This is a genomic window from Neorhizobium sp. 05N33 (assembly GCF_056397445.1).
The window spans coordinates 344,828-368,618 of record NZ_JBFTNK010000003.1; the positions used below are offsets into that span (position 1 = coordinate 344,828).

General features: G+C 62.2%; 21 protein-coding genes. 13 read left to right on the forward strand and 8 right to left on the reverse strand.

Annotated features, from left to right (window positions below):
* The first annotated feature begins 352 nt into the window (after nt 1-352).
* Nucleotides 353-1,129: a histidinol-phosphatase gene (hisN, locus tag AC1DLT_RS10420; RefSeq protein ID WP_477486686.1), complete on the forward strand. Its 777-nt coding sequence runs from the start codon at nt 353-355 to the stop codon at nt 1,127-1,129.
* A gap of 25 nt (nt 1,130-1,154) precedes the next feature.
* Here hisN and AC1DLT_RS10425 read toward each other — a convergent pair whose 3' ends face one another.
* Nucleotides 1,155-2,123 (reverse strand): alpha/beta fold hydrolase, encoded by a 969-nt coding sequence (locus tag AC1DLT_RS10425; RefSeq protein ID WP_477486917.1) that lies wholly within the window; start codon nt 2,121-2,123, stop codon nt 1,155-1,157.
* A gap of 250 nt (nt 2,124-2,373) precedes the next feature.
* On the opposite strand from AC1DLT_RS10425, the gene AC1DLT_RS10430 reads away from it, so the two are divergent.
* The 4 genes from AC1DLT_RS10430 (at nt 2,374) to mazF (ending at nt 4,325) form a co-directional block, all read left to right on the forward strand.
* Nucleotides 2,374-2,757, forward strand: coding sequence for a YciI family protein (locus AC1DLT_RS10430; RefSeq protein WP_247038366.1), 384 nt, complete (start codon nt 2,374-2,376; stop codon nt 2,755-2,757).
* A gap of 352 nt (nt 2,758-3,109) precedes the next feature.
* Entirely contained in the window at nt 3,110-3,592 is a 483-nt protein-coding gene (locus tag AC1DLT_RS10435; RefSeq protein ID WP_038545126.1) for an Hsp20 family protein, read from the forward strand.
* A 155-nt stretch (nt 3,593-3,747) separates the two neighbouring features.
* Entirely contained in the window at nt 3,748-3,990 is a 243-nt protein-coding gene (locus tag AC1DLT_RS10440; protein ID WP_151044059.1) for an AbrB/MazE/SpoVT family DNA-binding domain-containing protein, read from the forward strand.
* The gene (mazF, locus tag AC1DLT_RS10445; RefSeq protein ID WP_477486687.1) at nt 3,987-4,325 is read left to right on the forward strand and encodes an endoribonuclease MazF; all 339 of its coding nucleotides are present in this window, start codon (nt 3,987-3,989) and stop codon (nt 4,323-4,325) included. Before AC1DLT_RS10440 ends, mazF begins: the two co-directional genes overlap by 4 nt.
* 17 nt (nt 4,326-4,342) lie before the next feature.
* Here the strand turns inward: mazF and AC1DLT_RS10450 are convergent, their stop codons facing one another.
* On the reverse strand, nt 4,343-5,344 hold the full coding sequence (locus AC1DLT_RS10450) for a bile acid:sodium symporter family protein (RefSeq protein WP_477486688.1): 1,002 nt from the start codon (nt 5,342-5,344) through the stop codon (nt 4,343-4,345).
* A gap of 89 nt (nt 5,345-5,433) precedes the next feature.
* On the opposite strand from AC1DLT_RS10450, the gene AC1DLT_RS10455 reads away from it, so the two are divergent.
* Nucleotides 5,434-6,291, forward strand: coding sequence for a LysR family transcriptional regulator (locus AC1DLT_RS10455; protein ID WP_477483065.1), 858 nt, complete (start codon nt 5,434-5,436; stop codon nt 6,289-6,291).
* Nucleotides 6,292-6,300: 9 nt separating this feature from the next.
* Here AC1DLT_RS10455 and AC1DLT_RS10460 read toward each other — a convergent pair whose 3' ends face one another.
* Complete coding sequence (locus tag AC1DLT_RS10460) at nt 6,301-7,353, reverse strand: threonine aldolase family protein (RefSeq protein WP_477486689.1); 1,053 nt, start codon at nt 7,351-7,353, stop codon at nt 6,301-6,303.
* Nucleotides 7,354-7,872: 519 nt separating this feature from the next.
* Here AC1DLT_RS10460 and gltB point away from each other — a divergent pair.
* Genes gltB through AC1DLT_RS10480 form a run of 4 tightly spaced genes read left to right on the forward strand, consistent with a single transcriptional unit; the run spans nt 7,873 to nt 14,755 of the window.
* Nucleotides 7,873-12,552 (forward strand): glutamate synthase large subunit, encoded by a 4,680-nt coding sequence (gene gltB / locus AC1DLT_RS10465; RefSeq protein WP_477486918.1) that lies wholly within the window; start codon nt 7,873-7,875, stop codon nt 12,550-12,552.
* 60 nt (nt 12,553-12,612) lie between these two features.
* Nucleotides 12,613-12,885 carry an antitoxin gene (locus tag AC1DLT_RS10470; RefSeq protein WP_247039558.1) on the forward strand — a complete coding sequence of 91 codons (273 nt, stop codon included), beginning with the start codon at nt 12,613-12,615 and terminating at the stop codon, nt 12,883-12,885.
* Nucleotides 12,885-13,280, forward strand: coding sequence for a PIN domain-containing protein (locus AC1DLT_RS10475; RefSeq protein WP_477483068.1), 396 nt, complete (start codon nt 12,885-12,887; stop codon nt 13,278-13,280). Before AC1DLT_RS10470 ends, AC1DLT_RS10475 begins: the two co-directional genes overlap by 1 nt.
* 20 nt (nt 13,281-13,300) lie before the next feature.
* A complete protein-coding gene (locus tag AC1DLT_RS10480; RefSeq protein ID WP_477486690.1) occupies nt 13,301-14,755 on the forward strand; it encodes a glutamate synthase subunit beta in 1,455 nt (484 codons plus the stop codon).
* Nucleotides 14,756-14,818: 63 nt separating this feature from the next.
* On the opposite strand, the gene AC1DLT_RS10485 is transcribed toward AC1DLT_RS10480, so the two are convergent.
* Both AC1DLT_RS10485 and AC1DLT_RS10490 read right to left on the reverse strand, forming a co-directional pair.
* Complete coding sequence (locus tag AC1DLT_RS10485; RefSeq protein ID WP_477486691.1) at nt 14,819-15,997, reverse strand: SGNH/GDSL hydrolase family protein; 1,179 nt, start codon at nt 15,995-15,997, stop codon at nt 14,819-14,821.
* A 156-nt stretch (nt 15,998-16,153) separates the two neighbouring features.
* Nucleotides 16,154-17,374, reverse strand: a complete 1,221-nt coding sequence (locus AC1DLT_RS10490; protein WP_477486692.1) for a lytic murein transglycosylase — start codon at nt 17,372-17,374, stop codon at nt 16,154-16,156.
* 201 nt (nt 17,375-17,575) lie between these two features.
* Here AC1DLT_RS10490 and galU point away from each other — a divergent pair, with 201 nt between their 5' ends.
* Together galU and AC1DLT_RS10500 are read left to right on the forward strand one after the other, a co-directional pair.
* Nucleotides 17,576-18,463 (forward strand): UTP--glucose-1-phosphate uridylyltransferase GalU, encoded by an 888-nt coding sequence (galU, locus tag AC1DLT_RS10495; protein ID WP_038545092.1) that lies wholly within the window; start codon nt 17,576-17,578, stop codon nt 18,461-18,463.
* A gap of 93 nt (nt 18,464-18,556) precedes the next feature.
* A complete protein-coding gene (locus AC1DLT_RS10500) occupies nt 18,557-19,441 on the forward strand; it encodes a Rossmann-fold NAD(P)-binding domain-containing protein (protein ID WP_477486693.1) in 885 nt (294 codons plus the stop codon).
* On the opposite strand, the gene AC1DLT_RS10505 is transcribed toward AC1DLT_RS10500, so the two are convergent.
* Nucleotides 19,438-20,964 carry an outer membrane beta-barrel protein gene (locus AC1DLT_RS10505; protein ID WP_477486694.1) on the reverse strand — a complete coding sequence of 509 codons (1,527 nt, stop codon included), beginning with the start codon at nt 20,962-20,964 and terminating at the stop codon, nt 19,438-19,440. The genes AC1DLT_RS10500 and AC1DLT_RS10505 overlap by 4 nt on opposite strands.
* Before the next feature lie 144 nt (nt 20,965-21,108).
* Between AC1DLT_RS10505 and AC1DLT_RS10510 the strand changes: the two genes are divergently transcribed.
* Nucleotides 21,109-22,104: a KpsF/GutQ family sugar-phosphate isomerase gene (locus AC1DLT_RS10510; RefSeq protein ID WP_247039703.1), complete on the forward strand. Its 996-nt coding sequence runs from the start codon at nt 21,109-21,111 to the stop codon at nt 22,102-22,104.
* Nucleotides 22,105-22,142: 38 nt separating this feature from the next.
* Here AC1DLT_RS10510 and AC1DLT_RS10515 read toward each other — a convergent pair whose 3' ends face one another.
* Both AC1DLT_RS10515 and AC1DLT_RS10520 read right to left on the reverse strand, forming a co-directional pair.
* Nucleotides 22,143-22,601 carry an NfeD family protein gene (locus tag AC1DLT_RS10515; RefSeq protein ID WP_477486695.1) on the reverse strand — a complete coding sequence of 153 codons (459 nt, stop codon included), beginning with the start codon at nt 22,599-22,601 and terminating at the stop codon, nt 22,143-22,145.
* A gap of 3 nt (nt 22,602-22,604) precedes the next feature.
* Nucleotides 22,605-23,642, reverse strand: a complete 1,038-nt coding sequence (locus AC1DLT_RS10520) for an SPFH domain-containing protein (RefSeq protein ID WP_477486696.1) — start codon at nt 23,640-23,642, stop codon at nt 22,605-22,607.
* Between the last annotated feature and the right edge of the window lie 149 nt (nt 23,643-23,791).

Below are 23,791 nucleotides of genomic sequence, written 5' to 3' on the forward strand. Positions count from 1 at the left end.
CTTCCCTTAAAAGTTTTCCACAGGTTTGGTCTACCGCCTGCCGGGGCGACTGGCTCGCCAGCTCGATTGCGGGCAAAAAAAACCGCGCTTGTGGGCGCGGCTAAGTCTAGGGAGGAAACACCCAAGGAGGGTATTTACAGTCAAAGACTGCGCATTGAAGCTATGAGTGCGCTGCACAAATGTCAAGCATCTTTTTTGACTGATTAAATATGCGCCATTTTTGGGCGGTTTGGTGAGTTTTTCGGCGCCGGTCGATTGTTTTTTGATTTTCTGCCCAGGACCACGCGAATCCGGTTTTCAGTTTCAGGCGAGTATCCTAGAAGAGATCACCTCTTCCTCAGCGGATCTCCCCATGCTCCCCGATCGCGACTTCTTCGATGCGCTTGCCGCCGCCGCCAAGGCCGAGACCCTGCCACGCTTTCGAACCGGCCTTTCGGTGGTCAACAAGCTGCTGGGCGGGTTCGACCCGGTGACCGAAGGCGACCGCGCCGCTGAGAACGCGATCCGGGCGCTGATCAGCGAGAAGTTTCCCGAGCACGGCATTCTCGGCGAGGAGCATGGCAATGTCGGCCTCGACCGCGAACATGTCTGGGTGATCGATCCGATCGACGGTACGCGCGCCTTCATTTCCGGCTTGCCGGTCTGGGGCACGCTGATTGGCTTTCAGTCGAAGGGCCGCGCCGTCATGGGCCTGATGGACCAGCCTTTTATCGGCGAGCGTTATTTCGCCGACGGGACGCGCGCCTGGTATTCTGGCCCGGATGGCGAGCGCCAGATCTCGGTGCGCGACTGCGGCAGCCTTGCCGATGCCACCCTGTTCACCACGTCGCCGCATATCTTTGCCGGCGACGATCTGGCGAGATACCGTTCGGTCGAGGAAAAGGTGCAGCTGTTCCGTTACGGCTGCGATTGCTACGCCTATGTGCTGCTCGCCTCCGGCCATGTGGATATCGTGGTCGAGAACAACCTGAAGCCTTATGACGTCGGCGCGCTGATCCCGATCATCGAGCAGGCGGGCGGCATCATCACCACCTGGGACGGCGGGCGCCCGGAAAACGGCGGCAATATTCTTGCAGCAGGCAGCAAGGCTGTGCATGCGGAAGCGATGAAGCTGCTTTCCGGCAAATAGGTTGGCAGACAGACAGACCCGCGGATCAAGCAGCGGTTTCGGAAAGCCCGAAGCTGCCATCCTGGCCGGGCATGAAGGCCTCGATCGCCGCGAGCGCCTGGGCGCGATAGATATCCTTGTCGTGAAACACTTCGTGGCGCCCGCCGTTGATGGTGATGAGTTGGCCGGCGCGGAAATTGCGCGACAGTTCCTCCTGCGCCGCATAGGGGACGATGGCGTCGAGAACGGGAGCGAGGATCAGGGTCGGAATGGTGATCCTGGTCAGATGCGATTGAGAAGATACGCGGCGAGCGGCCTTGAACGTCTCGTGCAGCCAGCGGGCGGTCGGCGGGCCGATCGTCAGCTCCGGATGGGCGGCGCCGATCTCCATGTTGCGGGCGAAACGCTTGCGGTCGGAGGTCAGTGGGTTGCCTTCGAAGGCGCGGTTGCTGCGGTCCGCACCCATCGAGACGCGGCCGAAACCGGTCCAGCTCGCAATCCCGGCAAGCGTGCGGATGAAGCCTTCCGGAACACCCTGACCTGAGAGCGCGATATAGGGGGCTGCAACCGCCATCCGGTTGATGCGGTTCGAAAGCCGCGGGGCGGCCGAGAGCGCGATCAGGGCACCGGTCGAATGGGCAACAAGGAAGAAGGGCAGGCGGGCATCGGGCAGCACGATATGTTCGAGGAAGATCTCGAGATCCCGCTCGTAATCGGAAAAGCGGCGGACATGGCCCTTGCGCGGATTTTTCGTCAGCCGTTGCGATCCGCCCTGGCCGCGCAGGTCGAACGTCGCGACCCAGAGGTCCATGGCGTTGAGATCCCGGATCGTTTCGAAGTATTTTTCGATGGACTCGTTGCGGCCCTGCACGAGCACGATGGTGCCGATCGCCGGCGATACTTCCGAGCGAAACAGGCCGTAGCGCAACCTTGTGCCGCGATGGCCGGTGAAATAGCCGGCCGTGTAATTGGACGGAGCCGGATTGCCGGGCGTCGGATGGAGAATGTCGTCGATGGAATCTGCCGCTTCGCTCATGCCGTCCAGCGTCAGCCAGCGGCGGCGGGACGTCAAGGAAAAAGCGCTGCCGGCGACAGCCGATGGCGTGACCGACGATATCGTAGAAGTCAGGGGCTTGCACGCTGCCGGTCAAACATGTGTATTCAACCGCATTTACAGATTTCCGGATGTCCGTCGGTCTGCCCGAGCATGGGAGTGTGCGAGGAGGCGGGTTGGCGTCAGTCGGCGCATAAGAGGGAGACGAGCAATGTATTACGCAATTCTTGCCTATCACCAGGAGGGGGTGGTCCAATCCTGGACCGAGGAGGAGGACCAGGCGCTGATGACCGAGCTGCTGGAGGTCAACGACCGTCTGGTTGCGCAGAAATCCCTGGGGCCGGCCGCGCGGCTCGGCCCAACGGAGCAGGCCGTGACATTGCGGGGCAAGGGCGAGGGCATGGTCATCGACGGACCGTTTGCCGAGACCAAGGAACAATTGCTCGGCCTCTATGTGGTGGACTTTCCGACGATCGAGGGAGCCATTGCGGCGGCACGGGATCTGCGGCGGGCCAATCCGACGGCGGTCTACGAAATCAGGCCGATCCTGCTTTATCTGCCGGGCGCATCGCTGGAGTCTCGGGCCGAGGACTGAAGGCGTTTTCAGCAGGAAAAAAGAAGCCGGAATCGCGGGGCTAGGGATACCCCAAGCGATTCCGGCAATTGATGACCGAAGCGAAGGGACGAATGGAGCTTCGGTCGAGAGAGACAGTCTGCCTTCCACTGTCTTTTCTATCAAAACGATCCTGAACCGGCCCGAAACGTGCCGTTCATGTCAGGTTCACGCGCAAAACTGCGCCGCAAACCGGGCTCTTGAAGCCGCGGAAATCAATCCCCATCTGAACTCTGCGGGCGCCAAACGGGTCCGCTGAACGGGACCGCATCGCCAATCAAGGGATGCGCAAACCCAGATGAAAACCGCAACGTCGCTTCCCAAGGAGGACTCCATGCGTCACGTCGATTTCTCGCCCCTTTATCGTTCCACCGTCGGTTTCGACCGTCTTTTCAACCTGCTCGACAATCGCGGGCCGGCAGATCAGACGCCGAGCTATCCGCCCTACAACATCGAGCGCACCGGCGATAACACCTATCGCATCACCATGGCCGTTGCCGGTTTCGATGAAAAGGAACTGAGCCTCGAAGCCCATGCGAACGTGCTGACCGTGAAGGGTGAAAAGAGCGAAGACGAAACCGCTGCCGAACAGAGCGAATACCTCTATCGCGGCATCGCCAAGCGCGCGTTCGAGCGCCGCTTCCAGCTCGCCGATCATGTCGAAGTGCAGTCCGCTTCGCTGAAGAACGGCCTGCTCCATATCGATCTCCTCCGGAACATTCCGGAAGCCATGAAGCCCCGTCGCATCGCGATTGCCGCAGACGCAGTCGCTCCGAAGACGATCGAGGCTCAGGTCACCCCGCAGCAGGTCAACTAACCCGCTGCCGGGCACCCGGCCGATATATTCGAGCAAGCCCAATGCGGCCCTTCCTCTTGGGGGAAGGGCCATTTTTCGCTTGGGGAGTTATTTGACCACCCGGCTCTAGAGGTCTATTGTATCGACAATGTATCAACTTGGAGTTGGAGCGACCAATGCGCGTGACAGTCAAAAAATGGGGTAACAGCGCCTCAGTGCGCATTCCCGCCGCCGTCATGGAGGCTGCGCAGCTGCAGATCGACACGGTCGTTGATGTGTCTGAGGAAAACGGGCGGATCATTATTGAGCCGGTGCGGGACGCGGAGCTTGATCTCGACCAGCTCATTGCGGGGATGACACCCGACAATCTGCATGAGGAAATCGATTTTGGAGGGCCTGTCGGCAAGGAAGCCCTATGACGGCTGCTTCCTATGTTCCAGAGGCCGGCGATACTGTCTGGCTGGAATTTTCTCCACAGGCGGGACATGAACAAGCCGGGCGCCGCCCTGCCGTCGTGTTGAGTCCCCAAAGCTACAATCGCTTCGGCTTGATGCTGTGTTGCCCGATGACCACCAAACGGAAGGGATATCCTTTCGAGGTGGCGATCGGCGACGACGGAGACAGCACGGTCCTTGCCGACCAAGTGAAGAGCCTCGACTGGAAGGCGCGCAATGCGCAGCGGAAAGGCCGGGTTTCCACCCGTGAGCTTTCCCAGATCAGGGCCAGAGCAGGTGCGCTGATCGGCAAGCCCTGATCAGCACCGCCGGCCCCTCAAGCCGCAGCCGGCGCCGCGACCGCATCCTTCTTCGCCTTCAGGCGGTTCGCATATTTCTGGGCGATAACGGCGCAGGCCATCAGCTGGATCTGGTGGAAGAGCATCAGCGGCAGGACGATGGCGCCGATCGAGGAGGACTGGCCGGAGAAGATGGCATTGGCCATCGGCACGCCGCTTGCGAGCGATTTCTTCGAGCCGCAGAAGGTGATGGTGATTTCGTCCTCCTTGTTGAAGCCGAGCGCGCGGCTGCCGAACATGGTGATGCAGATGACGACTGCCAGCAGCGCCATGTCGACGAGGATGACGACGCCGATATCGAGCGCGGAGAAGGTGTGCCACAGGCCTTCCATGACCGCTTCCGAGAAAGCGAGGTAGACGACCATCAGGATCGAGCCGCGGTCGACGGGGGCGAGCATCTTCTTCTTCGAGCGGATCCAGTTGCCGATCCAGGGCTGCAGGATCTGGCCGACGACGAAGGGGGCGAGAAGCTGCAGCAGGATGCTTTCGAGCGCATCCCAGGAGAAACCGGCATCACCGGTGGTCGAAAGCAGGATGCCGGCGAGAAGCGGCGTCAGGAACATGCCGAAGATGTTGGAGCCGGAAGCGGCGCAGATCGCCGCCGGCACGTTGCCGCCGGCCATGGAGGTAAACGCGATCGAGGACTGCACGGTCGAAGGGAGCACGCAAAGGAAGAGGATGCCGGCATAAAGCGGTGCCGCCAGGATATTTTCCGGAATAAATCCGATCATCAGCCCGAGAATCGGGAAGATCGCGAATGTCGTCAGCAGGATCGTCAGGTGCAGGCGCCAGTGCAGGACGCCGGCCACCACTACGTCGCGCGACAGGCGCGCACCATGCAGGAAGAACAACAGGCCAATGGCGATGTCGGTCGCGACGTTGAACCAGTCGGCATAAATGCCATGGATCGGCAGGACCGAGGCGAGGATGACGGTGCAGACGAGAAGGACCGTGAAGCGGTCCGGCAGAAAACGGCTCATGGGCGAGGTTCCTCGGATTTGAGGATTTACCCTTCACTTATCATGAAGCAGAATTCAAACACTAACAGTTATCACGGTAACGGATAGCCATGCTGAACCTTCATCACCTGAATAGTTTCGTCATGCTGCAGCAGACCGGCAGTTTCACGGAAGCGGCGGCCCGGCTGGGCGTCGGCCAGTCGACCGTCACCCAGCATATCCAACGGCTGGAAAAATCGCTCGGCCGTCAGTTGGTGTTTCGCGATACCCATCAGGTGAGGCTGACGGCGGAGGGCGAGGCACTCGTCGGCTATGCGCGCGGCATGCTGGATCTGAACGGCAAGGTCGCCTCGCTGTTCGGCGAAAGCCGGTTGCGTGGGCGGTTGCGGCTCGGAGTTTCGGAAGACGTGGTGGCGAGCCGGCTGACGTCGATCCTCGAAGATTTCATCCGGCTTTATCCGCTGGTCGATCTGGAACTGACCGTGGCGCTTTCCGCGGTGCTCTACCAGATGCAGGACATTGGCGATCTCGATCTGGTGCTCGCCAAGCGGCATATCGGCGAGACGCATGGGCGGCTGCTTTATCGCGAACCGCTGGTCTGGCTGGCACGCGATCCGGACCATGTCCTGTCGCGTGGCGATGCGTTGCCGCTGATCGCGTTTCCGCCGCCGAGCATTACAAGGCGCGTCGCCCAGGAAGCGCTCGACCGGGAAAAGATGGCCTGGCGGATCGTCTGCACCTGCGGCAGCTTGAGCGGGCTGACGGCGGCGGCGCGGGCCGGCATGGGCGTGCTTGTCCAGCCGCGCAGCATGGCGCCGGCGGGGCTCAAGGAAATCGCCGCGGACCGGCTGCCGGTGCTGGAAGACGTGGAGTTCGTGCTGGTCCCACGGCGCGGCGCCGATGCCGCGCTCATGGAAGCGCTGTCGAGCCTGATCGTGGCGCAGATCGCGCCGCAGCGTCAGGTGTAGGTTGAGGCTTCAACCCGCTTTGCAGATCGCCAAAAACTGGTCGATGTCCTCTTCGGTGGTGGCGAACGAGGTCACGAGGCGGATCAGGGTCTCGTCGTCCTTTACCGGCTCCGGCATGTTGTTCGGCACCGGCCAGCCGTAGAATTTTGCGCCCCTGGCTTCGGCGGCCTCTGCCGACGCCTTGTTGAGGACGGCGAAAACCTCGTTGGAGGTCGTGTCCCAGGCAAGCCTTGTGCTGTTCAGCGAGCCGATGCCGGCGCGCAGGCGGTCGGCCATGCTGTTGGCATGGCTTGCCATGTTGAGCCAGAGCCCATCCTGCAGGTAGGCGTCGAACTGGGCCGAGATGAAGCGGGTCTTGGAAAAGAGCTGGGCGGCGCGCTTGCGGATGAAGGCGAAGTCCCTGGCGAGTTCCGGATTGAAGAACACGATCGCTTCGGCACACCAGCAGCCGTTCTTGGTGCCGCCGAAGGAGAGGATGTCGATGCCGCGCTTCCATGTCATTTCGGCGGGGGAGACGTCGAGCGAGACCAGCGCGTTGGCGAAACGGGCGCCGTCCATATGCACCGGCAGGCCGCTCGCCTTGGCAATCGCGGTGATCGCGTCGATCTCGCCGAGCGTATAGATGGTGCCGGTCTCGGTCGCCTGGGTGAGGGTGACGGCGGCGGCGCGGCCGTGATGCAGCGAATCCTGCGGAAAGCCGGCGATGCGGGCGCTGAGCTTCTCCGGATCCATCTTGCCGTCTTCACCTTCGACGGGGACCATGCGCATGCCGGAAAAGAAGTCGGGTGCGCCGCACTCATCCTCGATCACATGCGCTTCCGTATGAGAGAAGGCGACGCCGCCCACCCGCGCGATGCTGGCGAGCGACAGCGAATTGGCAGCCGTACCAGTAGAGACGAAATAGACCGAGACGTCCCGCTCGAAAATCTCGTTGAAACGGGCTTCGACCGCCTTGTCGAGATCGCTGTTGCCATAGGCGGCGGCAAACCGGGTCGACTCCTTGGAGAGGCGTTCATTGATCGAAGGATGGGCGCCGGCCCAATTGTCGGAAGCGAAAAACATTCTGAAAAATACCCTGGAAGTTTTGTCTCGGAAGCTTGGGGAGATTAATCTTTTTGAACCGGTAATCAATCGGCGAGGGCGGTCGAGCGGCCAAAACGGTTAGGTCAGCACCCGCCACGCTTTAAAACGCCCTCGATTGTAATTAAATTTCCACATCTACGCCATTCGGCGTAATCTTCTGTCGCAAAAGGCGGGAGATTTTTAATGACCGCTCTTGTCGCGGGTTAACTTCTATGGCATAGATTTTGGAAATTAGGACAGAAGTACTGTCCTAATTTCGGGAAATGAAGCGTTATTTTGCGTGTCTTTCCCGCTGACGTTCGCGCCGATCCGGGTTATGTTGCGCTGCGAAGCTGCAACCGCACCGGAGCGGCGCCATCGCATGAAGCACGGGATGGAGCCTCGGCCTGTCATCCCCAAGAGACAATTGAGAGCCACTTTGCCCGCTGCCGAAGGCGGCCAACAGGAGGAATGACGATGACGAAGACCATCTCCGAGATATCCGGCGCTGAAGCCCCGATGTCGGCCGAGACGACAGTTCGCGTTCCATTTGTCGCCGGCGGTTTGCCGATGGCCCAGGGCCTCTATCACCCGCGCAACGAGCACGATGCCTGCGGCGTCGGCTTCATCGCCCATATGAAGGGCAAGAAGTCGCACCAGATTGTCAAGGACGGCCTGTTCATCCTCGAAAACCTGACGCATCGCGGTGCCGTCGGCGCTGATCCGCTGATGGGCGATGGTGCCGGCATTCTGGTGCAGATCCCCGACCGTTTTTTCCGCGAGGAGATGGCAAAGCAGGGTGTCACCCTGCCGAAGGCCGGCGAATATGCCGTCGGCCACATCTTCATGCCGCGCAAGGCGGATGAAATCGAGCACTATAAGAAGGTAATCCAGGACGTCGTCGCGGAGGAGGGGCAGCAGTTCCTCGGTTTCCGCGATGTGCCGGTCGATAACTCGTCACTCTCCAAGGCGCCTGACATCGCCGCCACCGAACCGCATCACGTCCAGGTCTTCATCGGTGCCGGCAAGGACGCCGCGACCAACCATGATTTCGAGCGCAAGCTGTTCCTGATCCGCAAGGTGATCTCCAACCGCATCTATGACGCGTTCGGCGGCGTCGACATGGGTTTCTATCCGGTGTCGCTGTCGTCCTCGACGATCGTCTACAAGGGCATGTTCCTCGCCTATCAGGTCGGTGCCTATTACAAGGATCTTGCCGACCCTCGGTTCGAGACGGCGGTGGCGCTTGTCCACCAGCGCTTCTCGACCAACACATTCCCGTCCTGGAAGCTCGCGCATCCCTACCGCATGGTCGCCCATAACGGCGAAATCAACACGCTGCGCGGCAACGTCAACTGGATGGCGGCGCGCCAGGCGTCGGTCTCCTCGCCGCTGTTCGGTGAGGACATTTCCAAGCTCTGGCCGATCTCCTACGAAGGCCAGTCGGACACGGCCTGTTTCGACAACGCGCTCGAGTTCCTCGTGCGCGGCGGGTATTCGCTTGCCCATGCGGTCATGATGCTGATCCCGGAAGCCTGGGCCGGCAACCAGTCGATGTCGAAGGAGCGTAAGGCCTTCTACGAATACCATGCCGCCCTGATGGAGCCGTGGGACGGTCCGGCCGCCGTTGCCTTCACCGACGGTCGCCAAATCGGCGCGACGCTCGACCGCAACGGTCTGCGTCCGGCCCGCTACATGGTCACCGACGACGACCGGATCATCATGGCGTCCGAAGCGGGCGTGCTGCCGGTGCCGGAAGAGAACATCGTCAAGAAGTGGCGCCTGCAGCCCGGCAAGATGCTGCTGATCGACATGGAAAAGGGCCAGATCATCTCCGACGAGGAGCTGAAGTCCGAACTTGCGACCAAGCATCCTTACGGCAAGTGGCTGGACAAGACCCAGCTCATCCTCGAAGACCTGAAGCCGGTGGAGCCGCGGGCGCTGCGTCGCGACGTGTCGCTGCTCGACCGTCAGCAGGCCTTCGGCTACACCTCGGAAGACACCAAGATCCTGATGTCGCCAATGGCGACGACGGGGCAGGAAGCCATCGGCTCGATGGGTACCGACACGCCGATTTCGGCCATGTCGGAAAAGTCGAAGCTGCTCTACACCTATTTCAAGCAGAACTTTGCGCAGGTCACCAACCCGCCGATCGACCCGATCCGCGAGGAGCTCGTCATGAGCCTCGTGTCTTTCATCGGCCCGCGTCCGAACATTCTCGACCACGAGGGGGCTGCGAACGCCAAGCGCCTGGAAGTGCGCCAACCGATCCTGACCAATGGTGACCTCGAGAAGATCCGCTCGATCGGCCACACCGAAGACCGGTTCGACACCAAGACGCTCGATTTTACCTATGATATCGAGCGTGGCGCCGAAGGCATGCCGGAAATGCTCGACCGTCTCTGCGAACGCGCGGAAGCAGCGGTCAAGGGCGGCTATAACATCATCGTGCTCTCCGACCGCCAGATCGGCCCGGACCGCATCGCGATCCCGGCACTGCTGGCGACGGCTGCCGTGCACCATCACCTGATCCGCAAGGGGCTCAGAACCTCGGTCGGTCTCGTCGTTGAATCCGGTGAGCCGCGCGAAATCCATCACTTCTGCTGTCTCGCCGGTTATGGCGCAGAAGCCATCAACCCCTATTTGGCCTTCGACACGCTGACCGACATGCACATGCGCGGCGAATTCCCCAAGGAAGTGGATTCCTCGGAAATCGTCTATCGCTATATCAAGGCGGTCGGTAAGGGCATCCTCAAGGTCATGTCCAAGATGGGCATCTCGACCTACCAGTCCTATTGCGGTGCGCAGATCTTCGATGCCATCGGCCTGTCTTCGGGTCTGGTCGAGAAGTATTTCTTCGGCACGGCTTCGAACATCGAAGGCGTCGGTCTGGAAGAGATCGCTGAGGAAACGGTTTCCCGGCACCACGCCGCGTTCGGCAAGGACCCGGTCCTGGCCTCGACGCTCGATATCGGCGGCGAATATGCCTACCGCATGCGCGGCGAAAGCCATGCCTGGACGCCGGATGTGGTCGCAACGCTGCAGCACGCGGTGCGCGGCAACAGCCAGGAGCGGTACCGCGAATTCGCCGAGATGGTGAACGAGACGGCAGTGCGGATGAACACGATCCGCGGCCTCTTCAAGATCAAGTCTGCCGAAGCGATCGGCCGCAAGCCTGTCTCGATCGACGAGGTGGAGCCGGCCGTCGATATCGTCAAGCGGTTCTCGACCGGCGCCATGTCGTTCGGCTCGATCAGCCGTGAGGCGCATACGACGCTCGCCATCGCCATGAACCGGATCGGCGGCAAGTCGAACACCGGCGAGGGCGGCGAGGAAAGCGACCGCTACATGCCGCTGCCGGACGGTTCTCAGAACCCCGAACGCTCGGCGATCAAGCAGGTCGCGTCCGGCCGCTTCGGCGTGACGACCGAATACCTGGTCAATGCCGACATGCTACAGATCAAGGTGGCGCAGGGCGCAAAGCCCGGCGAAGGCGGCCAGCTGCCCGGCCACAAGGTCGACGCGACGGTTGCCAAGACCCGGCATTCGACGCCGGGCGTCGGCCTCATCTCGCCGCCTCCGCACCACGACATCTATTCGATCGAAGATCTGGCGCAGCTGATCTACGACTTGAAGAACGTCAACTCGACTGCCGACATTTCCGTCAAGCTCGTCTCGGAAGTGGGCGTCGGCACGGTTGCCGCAGGTGTGGCCAAGGCGCGTGCTGACCATATCACGGTTGCCGGTTTCGACGGCGGCACCGGCGCATCGCCGCTGACCTCGCTGAAGCATGCGGGTTCCCCTTGGGAAATCGGCCTTGCCGAAACCCAGCAGACGCTGGTGCTGAACGGTCTTCGCTCGCGCATCGCCCTGCAGGTCGACGGTGGCCTGAAGACCGGCCGCGACGTCATCATCGGCGCGCTGCTGGGTGCCGACGAATTCGGCTTTGCGACCGCTCCGGTCATCGCCGCCGGCTGCATCATGATGCGCAAGTGCCACCTGAACACCTGTCCGGTGGGTGTGGCGACGCAGGATCCGGTTCTGCGCAAGCGCTTCAAGGGCACGCCGGAGCATGTCATCAACTATTTCTTCTTCGTCGCCGAAGAAGTGCGCGAGATCCTGGCGTCTCTGGGCTTTACCCGCTTCGACGAGATTATCGGCATGGTCGAGCTTCTGGAAAAGGACGAGATGATCGCCCACTGGAAGTCCAAGGGCCTCGATTTCTCGAAGATCTTCCACAAGGTGGAGGCTCCGAAGGAGGCGACCTACTGGACGCAGCGCCAGAAGCATCCGATAGACGACATTCTTGACCGCAAGCTGATCGAGAAGTCGCAGGCTGCCCTTGAGAACAAGGAGCCGGTGGTCTTTGAAGTGCCGATCAAAAACGTCGACCGTTCCGTCGGTGCCATGCTTTCGGGTGCGCTTGCCAAGCGCTGGCGCCACAAGGGCCTCAAGGACGACACGATCCATGTGACGCTGCGCGGCACGGCCGGACAGTCGTTCGGTGCGTTCCTTGCGCACGGCATCACGTTCGATCTGGTCGGTGACGGCAACGACTATGTCGGCAAGGGCCTGTCGGGCGGCCGCATCATCGTGCGCCCGCCGGAGAACTCCAGGATCGTCGCGGAGAACTCGATCATCGTCGGCAACACCGTGCTTTACGGCGCGATCACCGGCGAGTGCTATTTCCGCGGCGTTGCCGGCGAGCGTTTCGCCGTTCGCAATTCCGGCGCGATCGCGGTGGTCGAGGGCGTGGGTGACCACGGCTGCGAATACATGACCGGCGGCATCGTCGTCGTGCTCGGCGAGACGGGCCGCAACTTCGCGGCGGGCATGTCCGGCGGCGTCGCCTACGTGCTCGACGAGACCGGCGATTTCGCCAAGCGCTGCAACATGGCGATGGTCGAACTCGAACCGGTTCCGGAAGAGGACGACATGCTGGAGAAGCTGCACCATCACGGTGGCGACCTCATGCACAAGGGACGCGTCGACGTTTCCGAGGACATGACGCGCCACGACGAGGAACGCCTCTACCAGCTGATCTCCAACCACCTGCACTACACGGGCTCCAACCGCGCCAAGGAAATCCTCGACCGCTGGAGCGAATACCGCCCGAAATTCCGCAAGGTCATGCCGGTCGAATACCGCCGTGCTCTGGTGGAGATGGAGCGGATGCGGATGGGCGTCGCTGCGGAGTAACTTCACCGGGCATCATTGCTGTGATATGCTGGCGGCATATGACGACGATGGAGTATGGAGATGAACGAACACATAAGGGAGTCTCGTGAGGATGGTGGCGTTACCGTCAGCATCTTCAAAAATGGTCGCAGCCGTGCAGTACGCATACCGAAGGAATTCGATCTGGATGGGGACAAGGTCGTGATGGTGAAGCAGCCAGATGGATCGATCCTCATTCGAACGGCGGTAACTGCCGGGCTGATCGACTATCTCAGGCAAGCTGAAGCTTGGACTGGGGAAGATTTTATCGCGAGTGACGACGATCTGGCGCCGCTTCATGAGATCGACCTTTGATGCGCTTCATGCTCGATACCAACATCGTTTCGGCCATCGTCCGTGATCCTCGCGGCAAGGTGTTCGAGCGGTTGGCTGAAGTGGGAGAACAGAACGTCTTCATCAGCATCATCACCCATGGTGAGGTCTGGTATGGCGTCAAGAAGAACGGCTCTGAGGAATTGGCGCGTAAGGTCGCCGCAGTCACGCGGAGGTTTTATGTCGCTCCGCTCAACCTGCCGGTAGACCAGCGCTATGCCGACATCCGGCAGGCATTGAGACAGGGCAAGAATATCGGTCCAAACGACCTCTGGATTGCTGCTCATGCCCTTGCATTGGATGCGGTCTTGGTGACGAACAACGAGAGTGAGTTTTCCCGGGTGCCGGGATTGAAGATTGAGAACTGGCTGCGGTAGCGGCGAAGTAGAGGTAGAACATGGGCAAGGTAACGGGTTTCCTGGAGATCGACCGGCAGGTGGGCAAGTATCAGCCGGCCTCCGACCGCATCCGCCATTTCCGCGAATTCACCATCCCGATGTCGGATGCGGAGGTCACCAAGCAGGCGGCGCGCTGCATGGACTGTGGCATTCCCTATTGCCACGGTCCGACCGGCTGTCCGGTTCACAACCAGATCCCGGACTGGAACGACCTCGTCTACAACAACAAGTGGGAGGAGGCGATCCGCAACCTCCATTCCACCAACAACTTCCCGGAATTCACCGGCCGCGTCTGCCCCGCCCCTTGCGAGGAAGCCTGCACGCTGAACCTCGAGGATGCGCCGGTCGCGATCAAGACGGTCGAGCAGGCCATCGCCGATAAGGCCTATGAGCTCGGCTTCATCGCGCCGCAGCCCGCAACCGTTCATACCGGCAGACGAGTGGCGATCATCGGTTCCGGCCCCGCCGGCATGGCGGCTGCCCAGCAGCTTGGTCGCGCCGGCCATGAGGTGCATGTCTACGAGCGCGAGTCCAAGGCCGGCGGCCTGCTGCGCTACGGCATTCCGGACTTCAAGATGGAGAAGAACTTCATCGACCGTCGCGTCGAGCAAATCACCGGCGAAGGCGTGACCTTCCATTACGGTGCCAATATCGGCGTCGACATTCCCGTCGAGAAGCTGATCGCCGAACACGATGCCGTTCTTTATTGCGGCGGTTCGGAAACCCCGCGGCCGGCCGGCATTCCAGGCGTCGAGCTGCATGGTGTCTATGACGCGATGCCTTACCTCGTGCAGCAGAACCGTCGCCTCGGCCGCGAGAACATCGAGAGCGTCGCCTGGGCGGCGGATCCGATCCTGGCAGGCGCCAAGCATGTGGTCGTCGTCGGCGGCGGCGATACCGCGTCCGATTGCGTCGGCACGGCCTTCCGCCAGGGTGCCGTCAAGGTGACCCAGCTCGACATCCGCCCGCAGCCGCCGGAAAAGGAAGACAAGCTCGCCGTCTGGCCGTTCTGGGCCACCAAGATGCGCACCTCGTCCAGCCAGGCCGAAGGTGCGGTGCGCGAATTCCAAGTGGCGACGCTCGAATTCGTCGGCGAAGACGGCCAGCTCATCGGCGTGCGCTGCTGCGAAGTCGACGAAAGCCGCAAGCCGATTGCCGGCACGGATTTCATCATCAAGGCGGATCTCGCCTTCATCGCCATCGGCTTTTCAGGCCCTCTGACGGACGGTGTTCTGAACGAGCTCGAAGGCAAGCTGACGCTGAATGTCGACCGCCGCGGCTCGACCAATGTCGTCGCCAACGACAAGGACTACAAGACTTCAGTCGACAAGTTCTGGACCGCCGGCGACGTGCGCCGTGGCCAGTCGCTGGTCGTCTGGGCGATCCGCGAAGGCCGCCAGGCAGCACGGGCGATCGACGAGGCGCTGATGGGAAGCTCGGTTCTGCCGCGGTAAGCGGGAGCGGAATTCAATAACGTGGGAGCGATCTTGCTCCCACGCCAACGATGACAACTGCTGCTACTGGGCCACTTTCACCTTGTAATCATCAACCCGTCCGGCCGGTGCGGGGGCCAGTTCGCCGCGCCTGACCAGTTTGTCGCGCGGCGTTTCGACGAGGACCGGCGGGAGCGGGGCTGCGCCGAGAAGATCCTTGCCGCCGTCGAGTTCGGGGTCGGAGAGGCTGATCGGATGGGTCGGGACCGCTTGGCCGGGCGAGGCGGGAAGGGCTGAAAGTGCCGGCAGGTTCGAACCGTCGAGCTTGACGACATCGGGACTTGCCATTTCGCCGAGATGCCGGCGGGCCAGTTTTTCCACGTAGAAGGCGAGCTTCTGTTTGCCGGCCTTGGTGAAGGTGATGCCGTCGGAACCGCGCAGGCGCACCTGCTGGCCGTTGACGTCTGAGCCGGTGATGACGAACTTGCCGTCCTCGTCGACGAAACCTTCCCAGATGTCGACGAATTCGCCGCCGGCCTTTTCAACCTGGTTGCGATAGATGGCGTTGAGCGTCACGGCGTCTGCGGTTGCGGTCGGCGACTGGAAGGAGGGCAGGCCGACCCAGAGAAGCGGCAGCTTGCGGGAAGTGACGATGCCAACCAGCCGGGTCACCCGCCGCTCGTATTCCTTGAACCAGGCGTCGCTGCGGAACTTTTCCTTGGTGCTGCCGATCGTCATCTGCTGGCGGTCGTTGGCGCCGAGCATGACGACGACGACGGCCGGCTTCACCTCGTCGAGCATGGCGGGGAGTTCGCCCGGCCAATCGAAGTGATCCTCGCGGACGAGACCGGAGGAGCCGTCGCTGCGCTCGGTGATCGCGACGCCGGGAGCGGTCGCGAACGCCGTTTCCAGTTCGCTGCCGATGCCGCCGGCCATGAAGTCGCCGACCACCAGAACCTGTTTGGCATTGTCGATTTTGGCAACCGGTTCCGGCGCCGCCGGCACCATTGGCTGCACCGGGCGGGGAGCGGCCGCCCGTCCTGTGCTGCGGCGCGGACGCGGCCTCATATCGATGATCGAGCCATCCCGGTCGTAACGGCGTCGGCTATAAGGAGGAGGTTGCTCATAGCGGTCGTCGCGCTCGTAACGCGGGCCGCCGAACAGGTAATCGAAGAGGTTGCGGCGCGGGAGAGGCTCCTGGGCGGCGGCCGGCCGCGGCGCGACCGGCAGGGCGAGCAGCACCGCGAGGAGGAGGAGAGCCAAGCGTGCCCATCCTCTGCTCCGCAGGGGCTCGTTCAGCCCGGCCCCGTTGCAGCCGGCCTCGTTTTGCCCGGATTTATGCAAAGCCTTCATGTCTCCGCCGTCCCGCACGCTTGCGGGAGATTCCTTGTAAACGATGTGGCGCGAAGCACCTTCTTGTCAACGCAAAGCTTCGAGAAGCGACTTCGACGGCTCGCCGCTCTGCTGCATGCCGAGGCGTTTCTGGATTGCCGAGATCGCAGCCTTCGAGCCGGAGCCGAAATTGCCGTCGACTTCGCCCTCGTAATAACCGAGTTGCTTCATGCGGTTCTGCAGTTCGAACTTCTGCTTGATGTCGAGCGTGCCGTCGGGACGCGGCCAGCTCTGCTGGACGCCGCCGAAGCCGGCGATCTCGTCGGCGAGCAGGCCGACGGCCAGCGCATAGCTGTCGGCGGCGTTGTATTTCTTGACGGTGAAGAAATTGCCGAGCATCAGGAAGGCCGGTCCACTCTCGCCGGCCATCATCTTCAGCGTCGCCCTGTCGGCGCCGCGCGGGAAACTTTTGCCGTTCGGGCGGGCAAAACCGAGCTTCGCCCATTCGCCGAGCGCCTTGGTCTGGCCTTCGTAGCGGGTGCCATTGGCCGGAAGCACGGTTTCATAACCCCAGGTCTTTCCGCTCTGCCAGCCGTTCTTGGCGAGCAGGTTGGCGGACGTGGCGAGCGCATCCGGGACCGAATGCCAGATGTCGCGCTTGCCGTTGCCGTCCGCGTCGACCGCGTAGAGCAGGTAACTGGTCGGGATGAACTGAGTATGGCCCATGGCGCCGGCCCAGGAGCCGGTCAGCTGCTTGGGGGTGATATCGCCCGACTGCAGGATCTTGAGCGCGGCGATCAGCTGGGTGCGGGCGAACTTGGTACGCTTGGGATCGCCCCAGGCAAGTGTGGCGAGCGCCTGCGGCACGTGGTGCAGGCGCTCGGGTTTTTCGAGCGCAGCGCCGTAGTTGGATTCCATCGACCAGATGGCGAGCAGGATGTTCTTGTCGACGCCGAAATGGCGTTCCAGCGCGGCAAGCGTCGAGCCATGCTTGGCCGCCATCTCGCGGCCGATCTTGACCGTATAGGGGTTCACGCGGCTGTCGAGGTAATCCCAGATCCTGGACGTGAATTCGGGCTGATAGTTCGCCTTCTCAAGCACGTCCTGATCGGGTTCGCTGACACCGGCGAACGCTTTCTCATAGGTGGAACGGGTGATTCCGCTCTTGGCGGCGGTATCGTAGAATTTTACGATCCACGCCTTGAAACCGGCGTCTGCCTGGGCATCTATCGGCATGGCCGCCATGGCAAGCCCGGCGATCAGGGAGAAGGCAAACCCTCGAAAGAGGTTGGTGCGAAGGGTCTTCATCGGCAGTCGGGTCCAGTCTTCTTTTTACCAAGCCTTGCGGCAAGAGTGGCATGCGGCTTAACGATGTAATAACAGGATTGGGTCAACAAATTCTTTACCATAGAAACCGGACCCACGGCAGTCTTTGCGAAACGGTAGCAATTCGTCATTAGATGCCGAGATTTGAATATTCGCACAATGACGTGCTTTCAGGAGGCGTGAGTGGCACAGCAACAAAAGATCCGTAAGGCAGTGTTTCCGGTAGCAGGTCTGGGCACGCGCTTCCTGCCCGCGACCAAGGCAGTGCCGAAGGAAATGCTGACCGTGGTCGACAAGCCGGTCATCCAGTACGTCGTGGATGAGGCGGCCGAAGCCGGGATCGAACACTTCGTTTTCGTGACGGGCCGCGGCAAGGGGGTTATCGAAGACTATTTCGACATCCAGTACGAGCTGGAGCAGATGCTGCGCGAGCGCAACAAGAATGCCGAGCTGACCCTGCTCGCCGGCCTTCTGCCGGTTGCCGGCACCGCCAGCTTCACGCGCCAGCAGGTGCCGCTCGGGCTTGGCCATGCGGTCTGGTGCGCCCGCGACATCGTCGGCAACGAGCCTTTCGCGGTCCTGCTTCCGGACATGATCATGGCCGGTGGCAAGGGCTGCTTGAAGGGCATGGTCGATCTTTATGCCGAAAGCGGCGGCAACGTCGTCGCGGTGCAGGAATGCGATCCGGACCAGGCCCATAAATACGGCATCGTCGGCATCGGCGCGCCGGTTGGCGAAGGTTTCAAGATCACCCAGATGGTCGAAAAGCCCGCCAAAGGCACGGCACCGTCCAACCTCTACATCAACGGCCGCTACATCCTGCAGCCGGAGATCTTCAAGATCCTGGAAACCCAGGAACGCGGCGCCGGCAACGAGATCCAGCTCACCGACGGCATGCTGACGCTCGCCAAGGCTCAGGAATTCGCCGCCTATCCGTTCAAGGGCGACACGTTCGACTGCGGCGCCAAGGACGGCTTCATCCTGGCAAACCTCGCCTTCGCCCTGCAGCGCGCCGATATCCGTCCTGCAATCGAAGGACCGATGAAGGCGCTGCTCGCCTCGCTGAAGTAAATCTTTCCGACCGGCGATTTGCCGGTCCGGACGTCACGCAAACCCCTCATGGTCCTGCTATGAGGGGTTTTGTTTTTCACGGTGCCGGGTGCCATGGCTGTCTCTGCGGGTCTCGATTTTCTGGAATTCCACGATTTTTCGGCGGATGCCATAGCGGCGATCCTCGAACGCGCCGGCGTGCTTGCCGAAGCGTGGCGGGAGCGGCGGATGCCGAAAAGCCTCGAGGGCCGTCGAGCCGCCTTGATCGTCGATGACGGCGGCTGGCGTAATACGACAGCTTTCGATCTCGGCATCCAGTCGATGGGCGGCATTTGCACACATGCGCCGGCGAGCCTCGGCGGGCGGGAAACGATCGCCGACCTGGCAGGTTACCTTGACAACTGGTTCGACACGATCGTCGTCCGCACGCCGGAACTCGCGTCGCTCCGGGAGCTTGCGGCACATGCCCAGGCACCGGTCATCAATGCCCGGACGCGATCGAACCATCCTTGCGAGACGCTCGGAGACCTTGCCTATATTGGTGCCAAAAGAGGCGGTATCGAGGGGCTGAAGATCGTCGGCGTGGCGCCGGACGCCAATATTCTGCGGTCCTGGATCGAGGCGTCGATCTCGCTGCCGATCGAGGTGGTGCAGGTCTATCCGGACGGTTGGCACGTGGGCGACCCGGCACTGCTCAATGACAATTTCCGGCGGAGCACGGATATGCGGGAGCTTGAGGATGCCGATGTCATCTTCACGGATAGCTGGCCGGGCGGGGTCGCTGAAAGTACGCTTGCGGATTACCGGATCTCGGCGGCGGTTCTCGATCTCTGCCGTCCCGATGCGATCTTCATCCCCTGTCCGCCGGTGGCGCGCGGACAGGAAGTCACAGCGGATGCGATGACGCACGCGGCCTGCCAGAGCACGCCGGCGAAAGCCTTCCTGCTGCATGCGCAGAATGCGCTGATGGAATGGATGACCGGTCGAACGAAAGCTTAACGCTTCAAGGTGAGGCCGACGCCGGCGCGGACGATCTTGTCGTTGGTGCCGCCGCCGCCCGCCTGTTCGTATTCGACGTCGCCGGTCAGGTCGAGGTAACGGTTGATTGCCCAGGTGAGGCCGGCGCCGCCGATCCAGACGGTTTCGTCGCTCGGTCCGCCGCTCGGGAAGTCGCGCAGCGTCGAACTGCCGGTCAGCCGGGCGATGAGGTTGTCGCGCATCTCGTGGGTCAAGGCTGCCGTCGCCCGGTATTCCACCCAGCCGCTCTGACCGGGCGTGGTCGAATCCTGCACCGTGGTGCGCAGGCCGAGATCGACATTGGTGCCGCGCTGCGGCGACCAGGTGGCGCTGCCGCTGAAGGTGACCGCGCCGACCGATTTCAGGCGGTCGTCCTCGTAATCGACGACCTCGTAGCCGGTGCCGATTTCGCCGCGCAGCTTTTCGCCAAGATCGAATTCGACGCCGGTGCGTGCAGCGTAGCTCTGCGACGAACGGGCATAACCGGAATTGTCGCGCCTGAGGTCATAGAACGTGTGGCCGGTCGCCACTTCCACATAGGGGACGAGCGCCGGCGACAGTTCGTAGCCAAGCCGCAGTCGGCCGTCGATGCCAGTCCGGTTGCGATCCTTCATGCTGACGATCGTGCCGTCGGAGAGCTTCGCATCCGTATAGGAGGCGCGGGAAAGGTCGATCGCGGCCGTGCCGCGGATCTTGCCGAAGTCGCGCTGGACGGAGGCGCCGCCGGTGAATTCATGGACACCCGACTGGGTCGATGCGCCGCCGAGCGCGTTCGGATCGTAGTCGTTCTCGCGGGAGAACTTATAGCCGCCGGTGACATGGGCGACCGTATCGTTGGAGAGATCGAGCCGCAGGTCGGCATTGATGTTCGCTTCCGGCTGCTCGCCTTGGCTGCTGCTGCCGAGATTGCGCTCCAGCGTGCCTTCGCCGGTGATCGTCAACGAATGGCGCGACCAGTCGGAGGTCAGCGTGCCGCGGATCGCCGTCGACAGATAATCGCGGCGGATCTTGGTGCCGCTCGAGCGGCGGATCTCGGTGTCGATACCCTGGTTGATCGAAGGACGGAGCAGGAAACTGCCCATCCGGATGCCGGTCGGATCACCCGGTTCGCGGGGCTGTTCCTGGGTCTCGACCGGCTCGGCGCCACGGTCGAGCGGCTCTTCGTGGGGCTGGTTCAGGTCGTCCTCATAGGGAGGCTCCTGGGTTGCCGTACGGTTGCGGCCGGGCGTGGTGCCGGTCGCGACATTCGGGTCGTCCTGGTTCTGATCGGCGGCGGCGTTGGCGGACGGCTGCGCCGAGGTATTGCCTCTCAAGGCCGCGCCGGAAGCGGGATTCGACGCGGGCGAACTGGTGTCTGTGACCGATGGAAGAGAGCCGCTCTGCGGCGGAAACACGTTGCGGGTCTGGGCGGCTGCGGGCGAGACAAGCGCCGAACAGGCCAGCAGAAGGCCGAGTGCCGTCCGGCGCCTCTGGCGCGTCCCGCCTGTCGTTGTGGTGATCTTCATAGGCCTGCCCGGGCAATCGCAAATGCTTACCCAAACGTAAAGCCATGTGGTTAACGTTTGGTTGCGACGCCATGACTGCCGCCAACTTAATGGCCCGTGCCGAAGCCGATAGACTTGATAGGTGAAAAGCGTTAAGCCTTGCCCATGATCAAGAGAGCTTTGCAACTGGTCGAGAACGACCTTGTCGATTCCGCCTTGAGGACAATTTCCTTCGGGAAACAAGGGCTTAATGCGCTGGAGCTGGCGCTTCAGAACGGCCTTGGCGAAGCCTTCCGCAAGGCTGCGGAACTGATCGGCGACATCGACGGCAGGGTCGTCGTGACCGGCATCGGCAAGAGCGGACATATCGGCCGCAAGATCGCCGCCAGCCTCGCCTCGACGGGCACGCCTTCCTTCTTCGTGCATCCCGTCGAAGCCAATCATGGCGATCTCGGCATGATCGGGTCGGGGGACGTGGTGCTGGCTCTGTCCTGGAGCGGCGAGACCGCCGAGCTGCAGGGCATCGTTTCCTTCACCCGCCGCTTCTCCATTCCGCTGATCGCCATGACGTCAGGCGAGGTTTCGACGCTGGCCCGCGAGGCCGATGTCGTCCTGCTGTTGCCCAAGGAACAGGAAGCCTGCCCGCACGGCCTGGCGCCGACCACGTCGACGCTGATGCAGCTTGCGATGGGCGATGCACTTGCCGTGGCGCTGCTCGAAGCGCGCGGTTTTTCGGCAACCGATTTCCGCGTCTATCATCCGGGCGGCAAGCTCGGGGCGATGCTCAGCCATGTCGGCGATCTGATGCATACCGGCGATCGCATGCCTTTGGTCAAAAAGGGCGTCCTCATGCTGGAGGCGATCCAGGAGCTGTCGCGCAAGCGCTTCGGCTGCGTCGGCATAGTCGACGAGGATGGCAGCCTCTGCGGCTTCATCAGCGATGGCGATATTTCCCGGCACCTTCATCTCGACCTGCGCGAGACGCGGGTCGATGAGGTGATGACGCGCAATCCGAAGACCATTAGCAAGGAAACGCTCGCCACGAAGGCCATGGCGATGCTCAACAAGCACAGCATCGGCGCGCTGCTCGTCGTCGACGAAGAGCGTAAGCCGATCGGCATCGTTCACTTTCATGATCTGCTGCGCGTCGGCGTGGCTTGATATCGAGCTAGGCTCCAAGCCGCTTCCGTCCGGCGAAACTAGGCCGCTTCGACCTTCAGGTCTCGGCCGCTTGCCGCCACGACCTTCACCTGCGTGCCGGCCGGCAGATCCGGTCCCATCACCGACCACCATGTATCGTCGAGCCGGATGCGGCCGCGCCCCTCGGCGATCGGTTCGTGCAGCGTTGCAGTGCGGCCGACCAGGCTTTCGCCACGCCGGTTGAGGTTGGGTTCATCGGTCGCCTGGTTGCGGCTGGAATAGAAACGGCGGCCGGCCAGCGCGAAGGCGCCTGAGAGCACTGCAAACAGCAGAAGTTGTACATGCCAGCTCCAGAAGGCCATATCCCAGAGCGCTAGAGACAGCGCGCCGATGACAATCGCGGCCGCGCCGATCCAGATCAGGAACACGCCTGGTGCCGCGAGTTCGGCACACAACAGGACGACACCTAAAATCCACCAGCTCCAGGGACCGAGATTGACCACAGCATCATGCAGCATGGCTCAGGTCTCTGAAGACGTCGGGTTGAACGGATTGAGGACTGGCGTGGTGCGCGGACCGGGCTGGGGCCGCGGGCCGGCCGGTGGGCGCGGCGGTGCGGCATGCCCTGAACCATCGCCGAAAACCTCCTTGGCAATGGCACCGATACCGCCCAGCGAACCGATGATCGACGAAGCCTCCAGCGGCATCAGCACGATCTTCGAATTCGGCGCCCTGCCGATTGCCACCAGCGCTTCGGTATATTTCTGCGCCACGAAATAGTTGATCGCCTGCACGTCGCCGGCGGCGATCGCCTGGGAGACGGCCTGTGTGGCCCGCGCTTCGGCTTCCGCCAGACGCTCGCGGGCTTCTGCCTCGCGGAAGGCTGCTTCGCGCTTGCCTTCCGCTTCCAGAACGGCCGCCTGCTTGGCGCCCTCGGCGCGCAGGATCTGGGCGCTGCGCGAGCCTTCGGCTTCGAGGATCTGGGCGCGCTTCTCGCGCTCGGCCTTCATCTGCCGTCCCATCGATTCGACGAGGTCGGCGGGCGGCTGGATGTCCTTGATCTCGACGCGGGTGACCTTGATGCCCCAGGGACCCACGGCTTCGTCGACGACGCGCAGCAGCCGCTCGTTGATGACTTCACGGTTGGAGAGCAGTTCATCGAGATCCATCGAACCCATGACCGAGCGGATATTGGTCATGGTGAGGTTCTGGATGGCATTTTCGAGATTGGAAATCTGGTAGGCGGCCTGGGCCGGATTGAGGACCTGGTAGAAGGACACGGCATCTGCGGAGACGCTGGCATTGTCCTTGGTGATGACCTCCTGGGTCGGGATGCTGAGGACCTGCTCCATGACGTTCATGCGCACGCCGATGCGCTCGATGAAAGGTGTCAGCAGGTTGAGGCCCGGGTCCAGCGTGCGGGTGTAGCGGCCGAAGCGCTCCACGGTGTAGCGATAACCCTGCGGCACGGTCTTGATCCCGGCAAACAGGACCAGAATGATCAGCACCACCACGCCGATCACGACGATATCGAAGCCACCCAGGCCGCCCAAGTTCATGACATTCCTCCATTGCAGGCGGTAAGCCCGCCAGGTCACACGTGATGAGTTAGCACGTTCTTTGCAGGGAAGAAATGACAGCTCGACGCCGTCGATGTCGCCCCAGGTTATTCACAAGGACGCACCGGCGGTCTAGAGAGCGGGTTCGA